Raw genomic sequence first — 18,992 nt, forward strand, 5'->3', positions numbered from 1 at the left:
ATCGGATACGTTGGATCATGTGTCGATGTTGAAGGGTTCCAACGTTCCGGTGGCGGTCTCCGAGGTTCGGATCGAGCTGGGATGGCAGACGGGACCCGGGGTTCCCGACGCCGATGCCTCCGCCCTGTTGCTCGCGGGCGGGCGGGTCCGCTCCGACGCCGATTTCGTCTTCTACAACCAGCCCTCGCACGCCTCGGGCGCGGTCCGCCACCACGGCAAGCAGCAGGGCCCGCAGGTGGTGGATGTGCTCTCGGTGGATCTGGCGCGCGTGGAGCCGCAGATCGACACGATTGTGCTGGCCGCCTCGGCCGACGGCGGCACCTTCGCCCAATTCCGGGGCCTGCACGTGCGTTTGGTGGATCCGCGCGGCACGGAGCTGGCCCGCTTCGACAGCACCGACGCCTCCTCCGAGACGGCCTTCGTGCTCGGCGAGCTGTACCGCCGCGACGGCGGCTGGAAATTCCGCGCCGTCGGTCAGGGCTACGACTCCGGACTCGCGGGACTGGCAACCGATTTCGGCATCTCGGTCGACGAACCGGCCGCGCCCCAACCGATTACACCGCAGGTACCGCAGATGCCTCAGCCCATCGCGCCCCAGCGACCGCCGCTGCCCCCGCAGCCGATCGCACCGCCCCCGCCCCCAATGCCTCCGCAGCCCATCGTGCCGCCCACCCCCGAGCCCCGGGTCAATCTCGGCAAGATCTCCCTGACCATGGAGGCCCCCGCGGTCTCGCTGACCAAACAGGGTGCGACCGGCGGCATTATGCGGGTCAATCTGAACTGGTCGGTCCCGAGTTCGGGCGGGCTGTTCGGGCGCAAGCGCGGCGGCACCGGCGGGCTGGATCTGGATCTGTGCGCGTTCTGGGAGCTGGCCGACGGGTCCAAGGGCTGCGTGAGCGCGCTCGACACCTTCGGCAATCTGCACAAGCCGCCGTTCATCGCCCTGGATCAGGACGATCGAACCGGGAGCAGCGCGGCGGGTGAGAACCTGTCGATCAATCTCGATCACACCGCCGACTTCCGCCGCATCCTGGTCTTCGCCTCGCTCTACGAGGGCGCGCAGGACTTCCGCGGCGTGCACGCGACCGCGACCCTGTACCCCCGCAATTCGCCGCCCATCGAGATGGAAGTGACCGGCTGCCACGATGATTCGCGGGAAATGGTGCTCGCGCTCATCGAGAACCACGGCGGCGAGCTGGTGGTGCGCCGCGAGGGCCGGTTCGTGCGGCCGCCGGAGGGCCGACGCTTCTGGGGCAAGCTGGCCGTCGATCAGGCGTACGGGTGGGGTCTGAAATGGGGCACCTCGAAGGGCAAGTCCTGAAGCCCCGCCGGATCAGCCCTCCTCGGGCGGGAACTGCGCCGCCAATTCCAGTCCGGCCGCGCGGACTTCGGCCAACGATCCGGGCCAGCACAGCAGCCGCAGAATGGCGTCGGGGATGAGCTGTTCGGCGTACTCCGGCGCCGCGCCCTCGTCGGAGCGCATATTGATGACCGATTCGACCAGCCGGAACGGCAGCAGTTCGGCCCCGGCCACGGCATCGGTCCCGGCCTCCGCGATGACGGCCGCGGACAGGGTTTCGTAGTGTCCGCGCAGTTCGTCGCGGCGCTCCCGGAATCGGGTGAACCGCTCGCTGCGCAGCTCGGGTAGGAGATACAGCGCGCCGAGATTCCAGCGGCTGGCGCGCAACTGGCTGACATCGAACCAGGCCAGCGCGTACAGCTTGACCGCCGCGGGCTCGGGCCGGTCGACCAGCTTGCCCGCGAGTTCCAGTGGCGTCGTGACGGTTTCGCCGAGCAGGGCGTCGAGAATGTCGTCCTTGGCGGCGAAATGGTGGTACAGCGAGGCCTGCCGGATGCCGACCGCGTCGGCGACCGCGCGCGTGGAGGTATTGCCGTAGCCATGGCTGGTGAACAACTCGGCGGCGGCGTCGAGGATTTCGGCGCGCGGGGTCTGGCCTGCGCGGCGGCGGGGTTCGAGTCGAGGACGGCCGGGTCCGAGTTGGGTCACGTATGCCATTCTGTCCTACCCGCCGGGCCGACCTGCGAGGTGAGTTTCCTGTCACTTGATAGAAATAGCGGCAATACAGAAGTTACGGCGGGCCATCTGACCGATACATCGGCGTCACCGGGTGAGCGATCGCGGACGGAAAACTTTCAATCGATAGATATTCCCCTCGCGAAAGACCCGCCGCCATGGTTGCCTCCGCCGATGCCATCGCCCCCGACCACCCGCCGAGCCTTCCCGACGACCTCACCAGTGCCGACAGCGCCGACCTCGCGCGCTTCGGCTACCAGCCCGTTCTGCATCGCAAGCTGGGCCGCTACGCCTCCTTCGCGGCCGGATTCTCCTTCGTCTCCATCCTGACCACGATCTTCCAGTTCTTCGGTTTCGGTTACTCCTTCGGTGGCGCGGCCTTCTTCTGGACCTGGCCGATCGTGTTCGCGGGCCAATTCCTGGTCGCGTTGAACTTCGCGGAACTGGCGGCGCGCTACCCGATCTCGGGCTGCATCTACCAGTGGTCGCGGCGGCTGGCCGGGGAGGTGGTGGGCTGGTTCGCGGGCTGGATGATGATCATCGCGCAGGTCGTCACCGCCGCGGCGGCCGCCATCGCGCTGCAGGTGGTGCTGCCGACCATCTGGTCCGGATTCCAGCTCATCGGCACCGACAGCGATCTCACCTCGCGCGACGGCGCCTCCAACGCGGTGCTGCTGGGCAGCGTGCTACTGGTGCTCACCACGGTCGTCAATGTCGTGGGCATCGACTGGATGGCGCGCCTCAACTCCCTCGGCGTGACCATCGAGATCGTCGGCGTGTGCGCGGTGATCGCGGTCTTCTTCACCCACACCGATCGCGGGCCGGGCGTGGTCACCCACACCGATCAGGCCGCGGGCGGGCCGTACTGGGCCGCCTTCCTGGCCTCCGGATTGATGGCCGCCTACGTGATGGTCGGATTCGATTCCGCCGGTGAGCTTTCCGAGGAGACCAAGAATCCGCGGCACGTCGCGCCGCGCACGATTCTGTCGGCGCTGGCGGTCTCGGCACTGGGCGGCGGGCTGATCCTGTTGGGCGCGCTCATGGCCGCCCCCAGCCTGACCGACGGCTCGCTGGCCAGCGGCGGTCTGGCGTACGTGATCGAGGCCAAGCTGAGCACCGTGCCCGGCAAAATCGTGCTGGCCTGTGTGGCCTGCGCGATCACGGTGTGCACCTTGGCGATTCAGACGGCGGGCTCGCGGCTGCTGTTCTCCATGGCGCGCGACGGTCGACTGCCCTTCGCCACGCGGCTCTCGACGGTGCATCCGCGCTTCGGCACCCCGGTGTGGCCCGCCGTCGTGATCGGCGTGCTCGGCATCGGACTGCTGGCGCTCAATCTGGGCAATGCCGCCATGTTCGCGACCCTGGCCAGCGTCTGCATCGTCATGCTGTACCTGGCGTACCTGCTGGTCACCGTGCCGCTGCTGGTGCGCCGCATCAAGGGCTGGCCCGCCGATATCGCCGGTGACGCCGCGGGCACGAAGCTGTTCGCGTTGGGCCGCTACGGCATTGCGATCAATGCCCTGGCCGTGGTGTGGGGCATCGCCATGGCGGTGAACCTGGCCTGGCCGCGCAGCGCGGTCTACACCCCGACCGGTGGCGGCTGGTGGATGCTCTGGGCCGCACCGCTGTTCGTGCTGATCACCGTGGCGGTGGGCGCGGTCGTGCACCGCATCGTGACGCCCGCGCGCGGACTGGTCGAGGCCGCACCCGCCACCCAGATCGCCTGAACCCCGTTGCCCCGCCCGCGAATCGGGCGGCCGCAGACATTCGAGGAACGGAGGAGTAATGACCACAGCCGATACCACCGGTGCGCGCGAGCACGCCCGCGCCCAGGCGGCCGCCGCGACCCGGATCGGGCCCGAACTGCCCGCCGGGGTCGACCACGCGCGAATCACTGTCGCCCAGCGCATTCCGGCCGGTGGGTACGCGAACGTGGTGTTGGCGCGCGGTACCCGGGTGCGATTGTCGGATCCCTTCGGCGCGGCGTGTGCGCATCTGCTGCTGTTGCGTGCCGAATCGCCCTGGGAGCGGCTGAATGTCGCGGACACGGTGAAGGTGCCGTGGCAGGCGTACCTGGGTGTCGGGCATCCGTTGCTGTCGGATCAGGGGCGGGTGCTGGCCACGGTGGTGGCGGATTCGTCGGGTCGTCACGACACGCTGTGCGGGCCTTCGCCCCGCGCGCGGGATCGGCTGCGGCTGGCGGGAGTCAAGCAGGGGCTCGAGCCACGGGATATCGCGCCGACGGTGTCGTTCTTCCGGGGTGTGCGGGTGGAATCGAATGGGGCGCTGACGGTTACCGGTGGAGTCGGCGCCGGTGCCGCGGTCGATCTACTCGTGCACCTGCCGGTGACCTTGCTGCTGGCCAATGCCGAGCACCCCTTGGACCCCACTCCCCCGACCGACCTCGACCTGGTGGCCTGGTCCGCGCCCGAGGAGCTCTCGGCCACCCACAACGCCGACCCGGAATACCTGCGCGCGGTGGAGAACACCGAACGGGATTGGCACGCACGCACTCTGGAGGCCCTCGCATGATCACCACCGCTCGCACCGTCGTCCTGGACGAGACCGTTCCCGCCCGCGCGCCCTGGTCGGCCGTGGTACGCGCCGGGGACCAGCTGGAGATCATCGACCTCCACGGCAATCAGGCCGTGGACTGCCTGCTCTACAACGCCGCCGATCACACCGACCGCTACAGCGCGCAGGCCACGATCACCGCGCAGCGCAATATCTTTCTCGGCACCGGCAGCGTGCTGCTGACCGAGACGGGCACGCCGCTCATGACCGTCGTCGCCGACGAGGTCGGCAATCACGACACGGTGGCGGGCGCGTGTTCACAGGAGTCCAATACGCTGCGCTACGGCCATCACACCCGGCATCAGCACGCCTGCGTGGAGAACTTCCTCGCCGAGGGGCTGAAATGGGGGCTGGGCAAGCGCGATCTGGTGTCGAATATCAACTGGTTCATGAATGTTCCGGTGGAGGCCGACGGCACGCTGGGCATTGTGGACGGGCTGTCCGCGCCGGGCAAGAAGATCACCTTGCGCGCCGAGATCGACACGCTCGTACTGGTCTCGAATTGCCCGCAGATCAACAACCCCTGCAATGGCTTCGATCCGACGCCGGTGCGGATGGTGGTGACCCGATGACTGCCGTTCTACCGGAGTTGGAGGCAGTCGAGACGGCGTGCCCCGCAGCTACTTTCCGGGTCCTGCGGCCCGGAATGCAGACCACCGTGCAGGATTGGCCGGGGCGCGTCGGCTATTGGCATGTGGGTGTGCCGCCCTCCGGCCCGATGGACGACCTCTCCTTCCGACTGGGCAATCGCGCGCTCGGAAATCCCGAGGGCGCTGCGGGTTTGGAGTGCACGCTGGGCGGTCCCGCGCTGCGCTTCGACACCGCCACCTGGGTGTGCGTCACGGGTGCGCCGGTGCCGGTCACCGTGAACGGCCGGGCCGTGCGGCAGTGGCGCAGTGTGCTGGTGCCCGCGGGCGGGGTGCTGGATGTCGGGATGGTGCGCGGGCCGGGCATGCGGTGCTACATCCTGGTCGCGGGTGGCCTCGAGGTGCCCGAATACCTCGGCAGCCGTTCGACTTTCACGCTGGGCAAGTTCGGTGGCGGTACCGGCCGGGCGCTGGCGATCGACGACGAGTTCAGCCTCGGTACCCCCGGACACGTCACCGCCGGGGTGACCGGTGAGGATCAGCCCGTCCTCACTCGTCGGTGGGAACTGGCCGTCACCGAGGGACCGCACGGCGCGCCGGAGTTCTTCACCCGCGCCGACTTCGAGACCATTGTCGGCACCGACTACGAGGTGCATTTCAATTCCGATCGGACCGGTGTGCGGCTCATCGGCCCGAAACCGCAGTGGGCGCGGCTCGATGGCGGCGAGGCGGGTCTGCATCCCTCCAACATTCACGACACCGCGTATTCCATTGGGGCGCTGGACTTCACCGGCGATACTCCGATCCTGCTCGGTCCCGACGGACCCAGCCTCGGCGGTTTCGTCTGCCCGGTGACGGTGGTGGCGGCCGATCGCTGGAAACTGGGCCAGCTCACGCCCGGCGACAGTGTGCGTTTCGTGCCGGTGCGCGCCGATCGCGCGGCCTCGCTGCGGGAGTTGGGGGCCGAGCGGCGGGCGGCGTGGCCGGTGGTGTTGTCCACCGGCGGCGATGGGGACGACGGGGTACTGTCCCGCCGCGACGGCGCGGACAGCGCGGTCACCTATCGGCGGGCGGGCAATGACGGTCTGCTCGTCGAATACGGTGATATGACACTGGATCTGGAGCTGCGGGCGCGGGTCCACGCCCTGCATCAGGCCCTGTTGGAGCGTCGCGAGCCGGGCATTACCGAATTGACCCCGGGCGTGCGGTCGCTGCAGGTCCGCAATGATCCGGATCGGCTGCCCACCCGCAAGCTGCTGGATCTGCTCGCCGAGGTGGAGGCCGAGCTGCCCTCGGCCGACGAGCTGGTGGTGCCCAGCCGCACCGTGCGGCTACCGCTGTCCTGGGACGACCCGTCCACTCGCGAGGCCATCACCCGCTACATGCACGGCGTCCGAGCCGATGCGCCGTGGTGCCCGTGGAATATCGAGTTCATTCGACGGATGAACGGATTGCCCTCGGTGGACGAGGTTTTCGACACCGTCTTCGCGGCCGAATACCTGGTGCTCGGCCTCGGCGACGTCTACCTCGGCGCGCCCGTCGCCACCCCCACCGATCCCCGCCACCGCCTGGTGACCACCAAATACAACCCCGCGCGCACCTGGACCCCGGAGAACGCCGTCGGCATCGGCGGCGCGTACCTGTGCATCTACGGCATGGAGGGACCCGGCGGCTACCAGTTCGTCGGCCGCACCACCCAGGTCTGGAACCACCGCTCCACCGGCATTGGCGAAGACCCGTGGCTGCTGCGCTATTTCGACCGCATCAGCTGGTATCCGGTGACCGCGGAGGAACTCCTGGACCTGCGCGCCGACACCGCCGCGGGACGGGGCCGCCTCGAGGCCGAGGACGGCGAGTTCCGACTCGTCGACTACCGAAAGTTTCTGGCCGACAACGCGGCGTCCATCGCCGACTTCCGGGCCCGGCAGTCCGAAGCCTTTACGGCCGAACGCAATTCTTGGCGCGAGGCGGGCGAGCTCACCGAGACTCCCTGAGCCGTGTACGGCTCACTCGCTTCACCGATCGAGGAGTTTGTCATATGACCGTGTGGATCCACCGTCGATCCGAGTCCGAGGTGGCGGCCGAATCGGCCACCGCAACAGGCGCTTTGGCGGGGCTGCGGCTGGCAGTCAAGGACAATGTGGATGTCGCCGGGCTACCGACCACCGCCGCCTGCCCCGACTTCGCCTACGAGCCCGAGCGCGACGCACCCGCGGTGGCGGCGCTGCGGGCGGCCGGGGCGGTTGTGGTGGGCAAGACCAATCTCGATCAGTTCGCGACCGGGCTGGTTGGTACGCGCTCGCCGTTCGGAGTTGTCGAGAACGCGCTGCGGCCCGGATATGTCTCGGGCGGTTCGAGTTCCGGGTCCGCGGTGGCGGTGGCCACCGGCGCGGCGGATATCGCCATCGGCACCGATACCGCCGGGTCGGGGCGGGTTCCGGCGGCATTGCACGGGCTGGTCGGGATCAAGCCCACCGTGGGCGTGGTCTCCACCGAGGGTGTCGTTCCCGCTTGCCGGTCCTACGACTGTGTGACGATCTTCGCCGCCGACCTGCGGACGGCCGATCGGGCGATGGGTGCGATGGCGGCGGGCGCGGCCGGACGCGCCTGGCCCGCCGACACCCGGTTGGCCGCACCGCCGAAGCCGGTGGTGGCGATATTTTCCGAACACCCCGACCTGGATCCACTGTGGCACAACGCGTTCGAGGAGACGGTCACCGCACTGCGCGATCGCGGCGCGACCATTGTCGAGGTGGATCCGGCTCCCTTTCTGGCCGCCGCGAAGCTGCTCTACGAGGGCGCTCTGGTCGCCGAGCGGTACGCGGCCGTCGGCACGTTCGTCGACGCGCATCCCGAATCCGTTGACCCCACGGTCGGTTCCATCATTCGCGGCGCTCGAGACCTGCCCGCCCACCGACTGGTCTCCGACCTCGCGGAACTGGAACGCCTGCGCAGCGTGGCCATGGCGAGCCTCGCGGGCGCGGACGCCCTGCTGACCCCCACCGTTCCGACCCATCCCACCATTGCCGAGGTCGCGGCCGATCCGATCGCGGTCAATTCCCGGCTCGGCACCTACACGAACTTCTGCAATCTCTTCGACCTGTGCGCGGTCGCCGTGCCGACGCCAGAGCCGTTCTTCGGAGTGACGGTGCTGGCGCGAGCCTTCGAAGACGCTGTGGCACTGGATATTGCGGCGCTGGTCACCGGAACCCAGCTCGAAATCCCTTCCTGGCCGACGGCCGTCGCACCCGTGCAAGACCTCGTCGTCTTCGGCGCGCACCTGCGTGGCCAGCCCCTCGAATTCCAGCTGACTGATCTCGGCGCGCGCTGGGCCGGTCCGGTCGAGACCGCGCCGAGCTATCGATTGACGGCCTTGGACACCGTTCCACCGAAACCCGCGGTGACCCGGGTGCCCGAGGCCGAATCCGGTGTCCGCGTGGCCGGGGAACGCTGGCTGCTCTCCCCGGCCGCCCTGGGTCGTTTCCTCGCGAGGCTGCCCGCCCCGATGCAACTCGGTGCCGTCGAGCTCGCCGACGGCACCTGGCACACCGGTTTCGGCTGCGCCGGTGCCGCCGCCGAATCCGCCAAGGACATCAGCGAATACGGCGGCTGGCGCGCGGCCTTGGCGGCTGGCGCGGTCGGCTGAGCCGGTTCAGTCCTGCCAGAGCGCCGCGATGCGGGCCGCGTCCGACTTGGCCTGGGCGCGACCGGCTTCCAGCGCCGGAACGCGGGTGGCGGTGTCGAGTGGGTTGGCTCCGAACGCGGTGATGGACGCCTCGTCCGGCACGATCACCTCGACCCGCGCCCCGGCCGCGACCAAACCCGCCACCTGCGTCTCGAGATCCTCGTCCGGCATGGGCGCGATCACCAGGACCCGGGCGTAACCCGCGGCGAGATCGGTATTGGTCGAGGTCCGCACGCCGCCATCGGTATAGCGCCCGTCGTCGAGGGTCACGCACGGCCACACCATGGGCACTGCGGAACTGGCCGCGACCGCGTCGACCAGCCCGATGCCGGAGTTCCGGTCCAGCACCCGCGCCGCACCCGTCTCGGCATTGACCGTCGTGATCCGCAGGTCCCGCTCGGGCCATTCGTGCACCGGCAACCGCGATTCGATGACGGCCCGCCGCTCCGGCTCACCCACGGTCTCCGCGCTCAACGCCAGCGCCCCGATGCGCCGCTGCCGCGCCTCCGGATTCCCCTGCGTCTCTTCGAGAATCGCCGCATAGGTCTCCCACAGCGCGGCAACCTTGTCCAGCGACGGCACGATCTCCCGACTCTGCACCGCCGGATCCACCTGCCACCGAACCAATTCCGCGACCGCCACCCCACTCCCCACCTGCGCCGCCACATTCGACCCCGCCGAAGTTCCCAACAACAGATCCGCCCCCGTCACATCCACCCCCGAATCCGCCAGCCCCGCCACAATCCCCGTGGCCCAGGCAATCCCCGCCACCCCACCCCCACCGAGCACCAACGCACGTTCGTTCGCCATCCCGTTTCCCACTTTCTCACCGCCGCAAAAGCAACCCTGCGGTTTGAAAACTACCGGCTAGACGCCGAATACGACGGCCGTGGCCTCGATCTCACAGCAGCGGCTATTCCGACATCTGGGTGGCGGCAGGGTTGGTGGCGTCGCGGATGATGCGGAGGCTGGCGGTCAGGGCTTCGAGCTGGTCGGGGGTGAGGAGGCTGGTGAACCAGCGGTCTACGCCCTCGAGGTAGGCGGGGAGGACACGGGCTACTCGGGTTGCGCCTGCGGCGGTGAGGACGGCGTAGGAGCTGCGGCGGTCGGCGGGGTCGGCCTCGCGGCGGACGAAACCGTTGCGCTCCAAGCGATCCACGAGGCGGGTTACGCCGCTGGTGGACAGGCTGGTCTGGGTGGCGAGGTCCGTCATGCGCAGCTTGCGGCCGGGTGAGCGGCTCAGGCGCATGAGGGCATTCAGGTCGAGGCCGGAGAGGCCGTTTTTCTTCCAGGTCTCCTCCAACCGGGCGATGAGCCCGTCGTGCGCCTCGTACAGCAGCCCGACCGCGGTCAGGCGAGGGTCGTCGAAGAGATGCTTGGGATCCACGGTGAGCAGCGTAAACCAAACGTTTTCGTCGCGGATAGTTGACACGCGGAACATCTGAGATATCTTTGTTGTCAGAGCAATATTCCGCAGTGCAACTAACTGGAGGTTCCAATGACGACGCAGCACTGGGTGGCGGGTTACCGTGCGCCGCTGGTGAATCCGGCCGAGGAGATCAAGCTGGCCGAGCCGCGCGCCTTCGCGGGAGAAACGGTCCGACAGGTCGTGCGGATGGCCGGGGGCGGGTCGGCGCTGCGGGTGCGGCTGACCAACCGATACGGCGCGGAGGAGCTGGTGATCGGCACGGCCCGGATCGCGCAGCGCAAGGCGGGAGGCGAGATCGTGGCCGAGACGCAGCGGCAAGTGCGGTTCGAGGGGTCCACGTCGGTTCGAATTCCGGCCGGGGCCGATATCGTCAGCGATCCCATCGCCTTCCCCCTCGAGGCGGGAACCGAACTGTCGCTCAGCGTGTATCTGCCGGAGTCGGCGCTGCCCGCCTTCGCGCAGTTCCCGGTCGAGAGCGCCTGGATCAGCACCGGCGATCGGACGGGCGACGCTGCACCGTCCGATGCCGAGGAGACCGCGGCGCGGTTCTTCCTCACCGGGATCGACGTCGCTGTCGATTCCGAAGCTCCCGTGCTGGTGGCCTTCGGCGACTCGTGGTTCGAGGGCGTGGGCTCCACCCATGGCGCGAACCGGCGTTCGGTGGATGTGCTGAACGAGCGGCTCGGCCGGGGCTGGGCGGCCAACCAGGGCATCAGCGGAAACCGATTGCTGACCGACGAGGTCGGCGAGCACGGTCTCGCGCGGTTCGAGCGAGATGTGCTGTCCGTGCCGGGCGTGGTGGCCGTGTGGGCCAACTTCGGCATCAATGACCTGATCCTGGCCGGTACCGCGACCGCCGAGCAGCTGATTGCCGGTTTCACCGAGCTGGCCCGGCGGGCACACGAGGCGGGACTTCCGATCTACGCCAACACCATTGGGCCGTTCGGCGGGGCAATCTACCCGGGTCTGTCTGTGGCCGACGGCATTCCGGTGCGACGCGCGGTCAACGAGTGGCTGCGCACCACAGACGTGTTCGACGCCGTCTTCGATGTGGCCGCGGCGGTGGAGAATCCGGACGATCGGGATTTCATCCGCCCCGACTACGACTGCGGCGACGGTATGCACCTCAATGACGCCGGAGCCCGGGCGATGGCGGAGACGGTGGATCTCACCGTGCTGCCCGCGGTATTTCACTGAACGCCGACCGGTGACGGCAGGCTCAGGGCAGGCGCGGTCCGGCCGCCTGATCCTGCCGTAATCCGCTGGCCCACAGGTCATCCGCGATATCGCGGCCCAGCCGGACGCCGCCGACATTCTGTGACAGGTCCATGTGTCCGGCGAGATCGGTGGCGAAGGCGTCGAAAGGCCAATTCACGCCGAGGAATACGCGGCTGAGCGCATTCTCCTCCATCATCTGCCACAGGCCGCCCGGGAAACGGCGGACGTGGCGCGGGCGGACCACACCGCGATTGTCGGTGGTCAGGCCATTGAGTTCCTCGGAGACGAAACCCAGTCCGTCGGTGAGGATGTCGGGTCCGTCGGCGGAGATGTCGTAGTAGCGGCGAATCGATTGGAAGGCCGCGCCGCCGAAGGTCGCGTGCCCGGAGGGGTAGGACGGGGAGGGCGGGGTGAGGTTGACCGCGATCTCATTGCTGCGGGGCGCACCGTGCGGCAGCCAACCCGGATCGCAGTCGCCGTCGAGACCATTGCCCGGCATGGCCTCCGGCCCCAGGGTCGGGTCGAATTCGCGAATGCCGAGGATCGGACGCCACAGGTTGTGCCGGTACTTGTCGTCCCAGCACAGGATTCCGGCATCGGCCAGCGCGGTATTGACCAGGGCGAACAGGCGGGCGTTCTGTTCGATGTCATTGCCGCGGGCGATGGCTATCTCGCGGGTGATGAGGTTGTAGAAGCGCGGCGGGGTGCCGAGCTGTTTCGCGCCGTCGTAGGCCCAGAACAGGGCGCGCAGGGTTTCGTCGGGTGTGCGTCCGGGGATGGCCGCCGAGGCACCGCCTTTGGCGCGGACCTCACGCAGCACCGCGAGGTAGCGGGGATCGTTGTCCTTGGGCGGCGGGTCGAGGGTGTAGCGGCTGGTGACCGCGAAGCAGCGGGAGCGGGCCCCGTAATGCGGTGCGTAGTAACCCTGTTTCGGATTGGCCGGGTCGGGGCGGTGGTTGGGCGGGGACGTGTCCGGGTGATAGTCGGTATCGCTCAGGCCCGGATCGCCCGCGCGGGCCTTGAGCACCGCGCGTCCGACCGCCTGCCCGTGGGTGCTGCCGCGCCCGGTCCCCGGTCCGCGCAGACCCGCCTCACGCAGGGCCTTGTCCAGCCGCGCGGTCTGCGCTGGATACAGCGCGGACAGGGTGGTGTGGGCGGCCACGGCAATGGCGGCGTCGGGCGCCGCGCCATTGGCCGCCACCGGGGGCGCGGTCAACCAGGTGCCGTGCGGTGCACCGAAAATACTGAAGATGGCATCGTGCATGGCCAGGTGCACCAGGGCCAGGGCACGGGAACTGCCGACCGGACCGCGGGACCCGCGTTCCACGGGTTTGATCTCGGTGTGCGCCATGCGATCCGACTCGAGCGCCACCGCGTTCCAATACAGGACTTGATCCACTTTCGCTGTCTCCCAGATCATTCGAGCTCTCGGCGAGCGAGATCCAGAATGAGTCGTGCGGCGGGAGAACTCCGCAGTAGTGCGCTACCCGAATTCGGGCGGTAGATCGTTCCATGTGCAAGTAGCGGCGCTCAGCGCGGTTTCACCTCGGCGAGCAGTTCGGGGCCGCGGGTCTCCAATCGGGTGGTCGCGGTGCGGATTCCGAGGATCGCGGCGCACCCGCCGAGAACAAGACCGACCGGTGGTGCCGCCCATTGGAGTAGTGGAATGTGCAGGCCCGCACCGAGTCCCAAGATCGCCAGCACCGGGGCGGTGGCCAACAACTGCACCAGGCCGACCGAGAGCTGAAACAGCAGCTTGGTGCAGCCCGGATTCCCGGAGCTCGCGAACGGATTGCCGCCCTGGGGCGGTAGGGCGAAGGCGGCATGGGTGGACAGGAACACCACGCTGCCCGCACCGACACCGAGCAGCACCGGCAATGTCGCCAAGGCCCACGGATACAGGTACGCCTTGCCGAGCGCGCCGGGCAGGATGAGTGTGGCGAGCACCGCCACGGGCGCGACCACAATTAACCAGGCGTAGGCCCGGCCCCGGACATCCGCGCGTTCCGCGCCCGGGGTCACCAGCGTTTGCCAGACGGCCGTGCCGTCGAATCCGTACAGGTTGGTGCTGGACATGGTGGCCAGCCAGACCACGAAAGCGCCCGAGAACGGGATGGTTCCGCTACCGCCCGAGCGCACCGACAGGAAGATCGGCAGGACGAAGCCGATGAGCAGCAGCGGCAGCAGGGCCGCGCGGCGACGGCCGTCACGCCACCAGGTGCGCAGCTCCTTGGTGACCATCGCGCCAACCGGTGTCGGCGGGATGAAGCGGTCCAGCAGACCGCCGCCGGTGTCGACGATTTGTCCGGCCGGGGCGGCGGGGGTCGTCAGACGCCGTTCCAGCAACACCGCCCAGGCCTGCCAGAGCGCCAGCGCGAGCAGTGCCAGTCCGAGCAGTGGCAGCAGCGCGAGGAGATAGTCGCCCCGCGACGCGGCCTCCACCGCATACGGGGCCCAGCCGGACGGAAGCGCGCGCAGGGTCACCGACAGGCCGCCATTGTCGCCGTCCAGTTTCGGTCCGACCGCCGAGATCAGCAGGTTCAGTGGGTAATACGACAATCCGATGAGGGCCGCCAACAGCACACCCAGATCCTTGCCGCGCCGCGACCGCATGGCCGCGCCCAACCAGGCCACCACGACCCGCGACAGCAGCACGACGAAGACGAGTTGCAGCAGCGCGCCTAGGATCGCGATTCCCGTGGCGCCCAGGCCGATCGGTGCGGCCAGCAGTACCAATCCACCGAAGGCGATCAGATTGACAATGGGCGCGGGGCCGACGAAAGCCGCAGCCGCGAGGCCGTACGCCAGTTGCCGAGAGGTCAACGGCAGCAATCGGAATTGCTCGGGTTGCAGTGTCTCGTCACTGCTGCCGGTGATGGCCGGACCGCAGATCCAGCCGAGGGTCCAGGCCGCGAACAGCGCGGCCGCAATGGTCACTCCGCCGTGCAGACTGTTGTGCGCCGTCGCGATGAGCAGCGCGGTGACCGCCGCCGCGATCAGCCCGATGACGCTGCCCAGCCAGAAGTTCAGCGCCGCACGGCCTTCCCGCATGTGCCGCCGGGTGATGGTGAGCCGCATGCGAATCAGGACGCCAACCACGACAGCCCCTCCTCGCCGCCCACGCGACCGCCGACGAAGCGCACGAACGCCTCCTCGAGGGTCCCCTCGCCGCGCACCTCGGCCAGGGTGCCTCCGGCCACCACCTTGCCGCGGTGAATGACGGCGACGCGGTCGCACATGCTCTCGACCAGGGCCATGACGTGGCTGGACAGCACCACCGAGCCCCCGGCCGCCACGAAGCGCTGCAGGATCGTGCGAATGGTGCCCGCCGAGACCGGGTCCACCGCCTCGAACGGCTCGTCCAGCACCAGCAGTTTGGGCGCGTGCAGCAAGGCGGTGGCGAGGCCGATCTTCTTGCGCATACCGGCCGAATAGTCCACTACCACGGTGTTTTCCGCGTCAGTGAGTTCGAGGACGGTGAGCAGTTCGTCCGCGCGGCCCACCACGGTCGCCTTGTCCATGCCGCGCAGCAAACCGGTGTAGTTCAGCAGTTCCCGGCCGGTCAGGCGTTCGGGCAGCGCCAGCCCATCCGGCAGCACGCCGACCGCGGTCTTGGCTCGGACCGGGTCTTCCCACACATTCGTCCCGAAGATTCGCGCGGTCCCCTGGTCGGGCCGCAATAGCCCGACGGCCATCGACAGCGTGGTCGTCTTACCCGCCCCGTTCGGCCCGACCAGCCCGAAGAACGACCCCGGCGGCACCCGCAAACTCACCCCGTCGACCACCCACGGCCCGCCGAACCGCTTGTACAGCCCGTCCAACTCGAGTGCCATCTGCCCATTGGTCGTCATTGCCCCTCCTTGGAGCATCCGGTGGCTCCGAAGGTCAACGATACGTCCGAAGCCGCTGTTCACAGACTTATCGCCACGCACCCCGCCACCGCAACGAGGGACGTTTCAGCCAGTGGAACCCGGGCTGTCACCGGGGCGGTCTCTACCGGTTAGCTTCTCCCGGAGGTATGCGATGGACTCGACAACCAGATACACCACCCTGACCGTTCAGGTGTCCGACCGAATAGCCACGATCACCCTGAACCGCCCCGACCGCCGCAACGCCTTCACCCGGGACATGGGCACCGAGCTCTCCCACGCCTACCGAGCCTGCGACACCGACGACAATGTCCGCGTCCTCATCCTCACCGGCCACCCACCCGCCTTCTGCGCGGGCGCGGACCTCTCACCCGGCGACACCGTCTTCACCACCCCCGCCGCCGACTTCTCCGCCGCCGGTGTGAACCCACCCGCCTGGCGTCTCCGCAAACCGGTCATCGCTGCCGTCAACGGCCACGCCATCGGAATCGGCCTGACCCTAGCCCTCCAATGCGACCTCCGCATCATGGCTGTAGACGCCACATACGCCATACCCCAAGTCCGCCGAGGCATCCTTCCCGACGCCTACTCCCACTGGACCCTCCCCCGCCTGATAGGCATCTCCCGAGCCGCCCAATTACTCCTCACCGGAACAACTTTCGACGGCCGCCAGGCCGCCGACTGGGGCTTGTCCACCCAGTCGGTCCCCGCGGACCGAGTACTCGACACCGCCTACGAGCTCGCCCGCGATCTAGCCGTGCACACCGCCCCGCTCTCGGTGGCAGCCGCCAAACGCCTCCTCTGGTCCACCTTCGAACACGACGCCGCCCACATCGGCTCCTCCGAAACCGCCCTCCACCTCCACCTGATGTCCCAGCAAGACGCGAAAGAAGGCGTCCGCGCCTACCTGACCCACCGCCCCCCGAACTGGACCGGCACCCTAGACCACCTCCCCCCACACCCACGCTCCTAAGCCGCGAATCCAGTCGCCGAGTGGTCTTGGGCGATCATCGCTGTCTGCCCCCTGTCACCGCACCGAAGTGACCAACGCTCGAGGCGAGATGGGCCAAAACGTGCACTAAGAGAGACGAATTGACAGAAACCTGTCCGCAAGCGCCGGTTTGTGCAGGAATCGGCCCATCGCCGATACGATCGCGCTCATGGGATCGCCCAAGAGGAGTAGCGGGATTCGAGCGGTTATCGACGGGCCGACGACTGGGTACAGCGGGCAGGTGGTCACGCTTGATGGCAGTCGGTCGCAGGCGGGCGACGCGCCGATCCGCTACCGGTGGACGGTCGACGCGGCCTTTATGGCGAGCAATCCGGACTTCGGCCAGCAGGCGCAGAACGCGTCTGTCACCCTTGTCCTCCCCGACGTGCCCTTGCGTATCGTCCGCAGGGTAGGACTCACGGTCTCCGGCGCGGAAAACGAGACATCGCCCGAAACTCTGCACAGCATCGCCATCAAACCAACCCCTGCCTGATCGCCTCGGCAGCCCAACGCCCACGAGCATGCAATCGAGCACATGTCTTCTCGACGTTTGACTGCCAGAATGCATGCTCGTCGGGGGGGAATTGGGGGTGACATGATCGTGGGGTGGATGGGGTGCTGGTTTTGGTGAATGGGCTTCCTGGGGCGGGGAAGACGACGTTGGGGGTGGGGCTTTCGCGGGCCTTGGGGGCGTGGTTCTTGTCGAAAGATGCGGTCAAGGAGGGGTTGGCCGACTGCATCGAAAATGCCTCCGAGGTAGCGGAATTGGGTGGTATTGCCATGGATGCGGTGTGGGCGTTGGCGGGGCAGGCGGCGGGGGATGTCGTTGTCGACTCGTGGTGGTTCAAGCCTCGGGATTTGGGGTTTGCGAGGGCGGGGATCGAGAAGGCCGGGGCGCGGCGGGTTGTGGAGGTGTGGTGCGAGATTCCTGCGGACATCGCCAGAGCCAGGTATGTCGCGCGGGAGCGCCCGCTGATCTATCGGGATCAGCAGCGGCTGGCGGAGAACTGGGATGAGTGGGCCGCGCGGGCGGAGCCGCTTGGGGTTGGGCCGGTGCTGTCGGTTGACACCACTCGAGAGGTCGATCATGGTGCGCTCGCGGCGCGGGTGCGGGCGGCGGCTAAGGGGCCGTGACTGGGGTGGTGCAGCTGGCGGGTGGGTCGATTAGGTTGCAGTCGGCGGGTTGGTGGGAGGGGAGGTAGTTCGGGGGGACGCCGTCGTTCGTGATGATGGCGCGGTAGGTGGCTACGGCGTCGGTGGGGGTGCGGGTGAGGGTGGGGTCGGTTGAGGCGTTGACGGTGTAGAGGCCGAATCTTGGGGTGTAGGAGGACCATTCGTAGTTGTCGGTGAGGCTCCAGTAGTTGTAGCCGATTACGTTCATGCCGTCGGACTTGGCGCGCTGGAGCCAGTAGATGGTGTCTTGGAGGTGTTGGGAGCGGGTGTAGCCGTCGGGGCGGGGGGTGCCGTTTTGGGTGGGGATGCCGTTTTCGACTATCCAGAGGGGCTTTCCGGGGAAGCGTTGTGAATAGTGTTGTAGGGCAAAGTAGATGCCCTCGGGGTGGACGGGGAGGTCCCACATGCCGGTGGGGGTGGGAGAGGTGGCGGCCAGGTTGGGGGGCTCGTAGCCGAAGTAGTAGTCGATGCCGATGAAATCGAGCTTTTGGCCGATCAGGTCCATGAGAGGGCCGTTGACTTGGGACTCCGCGCCTGCGACGTAGCCGACATTGCTGGTTACCAAGGCATTTGGTTGGACCTGGTGAATGTAGTCGTAGATGGTGTTGTGCGCCTGGGCTACTCGGTGGAGCATCTCGTCGGCGTCGGTGCCGCTCAGGGTGACCTCGTGGACGATGTAGGCGACCGGCTCGTTGATGGTGACCCAGATCGGGTTGCGGGTCGCGAAGTGGTCGACGACCTTGCGCATGTTGGTGAGCCAATCCCCCACCATGTCGGGATTGCTCCAGCCGCCCCGGTCGGCTTCCCAACCCGGGTACACCCAGTGGTCCAGGGTCAGCATGGGCCGCATTCCGGCCGCCATAATGGCGTCGACCACCTGGTCGTAATAGTCGAAGGCGGCCTGATCCCATACTCCCGGTTGCGGTTCCAGGCGCGCCCATTCGACGCCGATGCGGAAAACCTTCACGCCGAGGTCCTTCGCCAGTGCGATGTCGGATCGGAACCGGTCGCGGAAATCGACGGAATCGCCGAGTCGGTCCCAGCCGGGATTGGCTTCGATGTAGCGGGTCCAATTGCTGTCGGGTGACTGGCCTTCGGATTGGAATCCGGAAGCCGCCACACCCCAGAGAAAGTCGTCGCCTAGCACACTCGTCGGTCTTTCCGGTGCGGTGCGGGCGGCACCGGGCACGAACAGCAGGGTCGCGGCCGCGACGAGTCCGGCCGCGACGAGACAGCGAAATCGAGTGCGCATCAGCACTTCCCCAGGAGCAGTACTCGAAATGAGTGAATGCGGTATCTAATTCCTGGATAGCTGAGCTTTATTGCGGGAATGTGCCGGGTTGATCGTGGTTCGACACGAAACACCTACAAATAGAACTCGCCGGTAACGAACGGAGTGTTCGTCACCGGCGAGTCGGCCAGCGGTATCGG

At 67.9% G+C, this 18,992-nt stretch carries 17 protein-coding genes; 10 read left to right on the plus strand and 7 right to left on the minus strand.

Going from position 1 to position 18,992, the window contains the following annotated elements:
- Positions 1-25: 25 nt before the first annotated feature.
- A complete protein-coding gene (locus VMT40_RS21135; RefSeq protein WP_326360160.1) occupies positions 26-1,321 on the plus strand; it encodes a TerD family protein in 1,296 nt (431 codons plus the stop codon).
- 12 nt (positions 1,322-1,333) lie between these two features.
- Here VMT40_RS21135 and VMT40_RS21140 read toward each other — a convergent pair whose 3' ends face one another.
- A complete protein-coding gene (locus VMT40_RS21140; protein WP_326360161.1) occupies positions 1,334-2,008 on the minus strand; it encodes a TetR/AcrR family transcriptional regulator in 675 nt (224 codons plus the stop codon).
- A gap of 185 nt (positions 2,009-2,193) precedes the next feature.
- Between VMT40_RS21140 and VMT40_RS21145 the strand changes: the two genes are divergently transcribed.
- From VMT40_RS21145 to atzF, 5 genes are all read left to right on the plus strand, one after another.
- Positions 2,194-3,762, plus strand: a complete 1,569-nt coding sequence (locus tag VMT40_RS21145; RefSeq protein ID WP_326360162.1) for an amino acid permease — start codon at positions 2,194-2,196, stop codon at positions 3,760-3,762.
- Between the two features lie 58 nt (positions 3,763-3,820).
- Positions 3,821-4,567 (plus strand): DUF1989 domain-containing protein, encoded by a 747-nt coding sequence (locus VMT40_RS21150; protein ID WP_326360163.1) that lies wholly within the window; start codon positions 3,821-3,823, stop codon positions 4,565-4,567.
- Positions 4,564-5,181: an urea amidolyase associated protein UAAP2 gene (locus VMT40_RS21155; RefSeq protein WP_326360164.1), complete on the plus strand. Its 618-nt coding sequence runs from the start codon at positions 4,564-4,566 to the stop codon at positions 5,179-5,181. Before VMT40_RS21150 ends, VMT40_RS21155 begins: the two co-directional genes overlap by 4 nt.
- A 74-nt stretch (positions 5,182-5,255) precedes the next feature.
- The gene (locus VMT40_RS21160) at positions 5,256-7,190 is read left to right on the plus strand and encodes a 5-oxoprolinase/urea amidolyase family protein (protein ID WP_442790030.1); all 1,935 of its coding nucleotides are present in this window, start codon (positions 5,256-5,258) and stop codon (positions 7,188-7,190) included.
- A gap of 44 nt (positions 7,191-7,234) precedes the next feature.
- On the plus strand, positions 7,235-8,842 hold the full coding sequence (gene atzF, locus VMT40_RS21165) for an allophanate hydrolase (protein WP_326360167.1): 1,608 nt from the start codon (positions 7,235-7,237) through the stop codon (positions 8,840-8,842).
- A gap of 6 nt (positions 8,843-8,848) precedes the next feature.
- On the opposite strand, the gene VMT40_RS21170 is transcribed toward atzF, so the two are convergent.
- A complete protein-coding gene (locus VMT40_RS21170) occupies positions 8,849-9,691 on the minus strand; it encodes a patatin-like phospholipase family protein (RefSeq protein ID WP_326360168.1) in 843 nt (280 codons plus the stop codon).
- Between the two features lie 103 nt (positions 9,692-9,794).
- On the minus strand, positions 9,795-10,268 hold the full coding sequence (locus tag VMT40_RS21175; protein WP_326360169.1) for a MarR family winged helix-turn-helix transcriptional regulator: 474 nt from the start codon (positions 10,266-10,268) through the stop codon (positions 9,795-9,797).
- A gap of 111 nt (positions 10,269-10,379) precedes the next feature.
- Between VMT40_RS21175 and VMT40_RS21180 the strand changes: the two genes are divergently transcribed.
- Entirely contained in the window at positions 10,380-11,507 is a 1,128-nt protein-coding gene (locus VMT40_RS21180) for a GDSL-type esterase/lipase family protein (RefSeq protein WP_326360170.1), read from the plus strand.
- 22 nt (positions 11,508-11,529) lie between these two features.
- Here the strand turns inward: VMT40_RS21180 and VMT40_RS21185 are convergent, their stop codons facing one another.
- From VMT40_RS21185 to VMT40_RS21195, 3 genes are all read right to left on the minus strand, one after another.
- Entirely contained in the window at positions 11,530-12,948 is a 1,419-nt protein-coding gene (locus tag VMT40_RS21185) for a vanadium-dependent haloperoxidase (RefSeq protein ID WP_326360171.1), read from the minus strand.
- A 110-nt stretch (positions 12,949-13,058) separates the two neighbouring features.
- Complete coding sequence (locus tag VMT40_RS21190) at positions 13,059-14,627, minus strand: hypothetical protein (protein WP_326360172.1); 1,569 nt, start codon at positions 14,625-14,627, stop codon at positions 13,059-13,061.
- Positions 14,612-15,379, minus strand: coding sequence for an ABC transporter ATP-binding protein (locus tag VMT40_RS21195; protein ID WP_326360173.1), 768 nt, complete (start codon positions 15,377-15,379; stop codon positions 14,612-14,614). The genes VMT40_RS21190 and VMT40_RS21195 overlap by 16 nt, the downstream gene beginning before the upstream one ends.
- 172 nt (positions 15,380-15,551) lie before the next feature.
- Here VMT40_RS21195 and VMT40_RS21200 point away from each other — a divergent pair, with 172 nt between their 5' ends.
- The 3 genes from VMT40_RS21200 to VMT40_RS21210 all read left to right on the plus strand — a co-directional run bounded on the left by VMT40_RS21200 (position 15,552) and on the right by VMT40_RS21210 (position 17,522).
- Positions 15,552-16,370, plus strand: a complete 819-nt coding sequence (locus tag VMT40_RS21200; RefSeq protein WP_326360174.1) for an enoyl-CoA hydratase/isomerase family protein — start codon at positions 15,552-15,554, stop codon at positions 16,368-16,370.
- Between the two features lie 187 nt (positions 16,371-16,557).
- The gene (locus tag VMT40_RS21205) at positions 16,558-16,881 is read left to right on the plus strand and encodes a hypothetical protein (RefSeq protein ID WP_326360175.1); all 324 of its coding nucleotides are present in this window, start codon (positions 16,558-16,560) and stop codon (positions 16,879-16,881) included.
- Between the two features lie 113 nt (positions 16,882-16,994).
- Entirely contained in the window at positions 16,995-17,522 is a 528-nt protein-coding gene (locus VMT40_RS21210) for an AAA family ATPase (RefSeq protein ID WP_326360176.1), read from the plus strand.
- Here VMT40_RS21210 and VMT40_RS21215 read toward each other — a convergent pair.
- Positions 17,509-18,813, minus strand: coding sequence for a family 1 glycosylhydrolase (locus tag VMT40_RS21215; RefSeq protein ID WP_326360177.1), 1,305 nt, complete (start codon positions 18,811-18,813; stop codon positions 17,509-17,511). The two genes, VMT40_RS21210 and VMT40_RS21215, sit on opposite strands and share 14 nt — an antisense overlap.
- Between the last annotated feature and the right edge of the window lie 179 nt (positions 18,814-18,992).

It is taken from the genome of Nocardia sp. CDC160 (genome assembly GCF_035818795.1).
In the GTDB taxonomy this organism is placed as follows: Bacteria; Actinomycetota; Actinomycetes; order Mycobacteriales; family Mycobacteriaceae; genus Nocardia.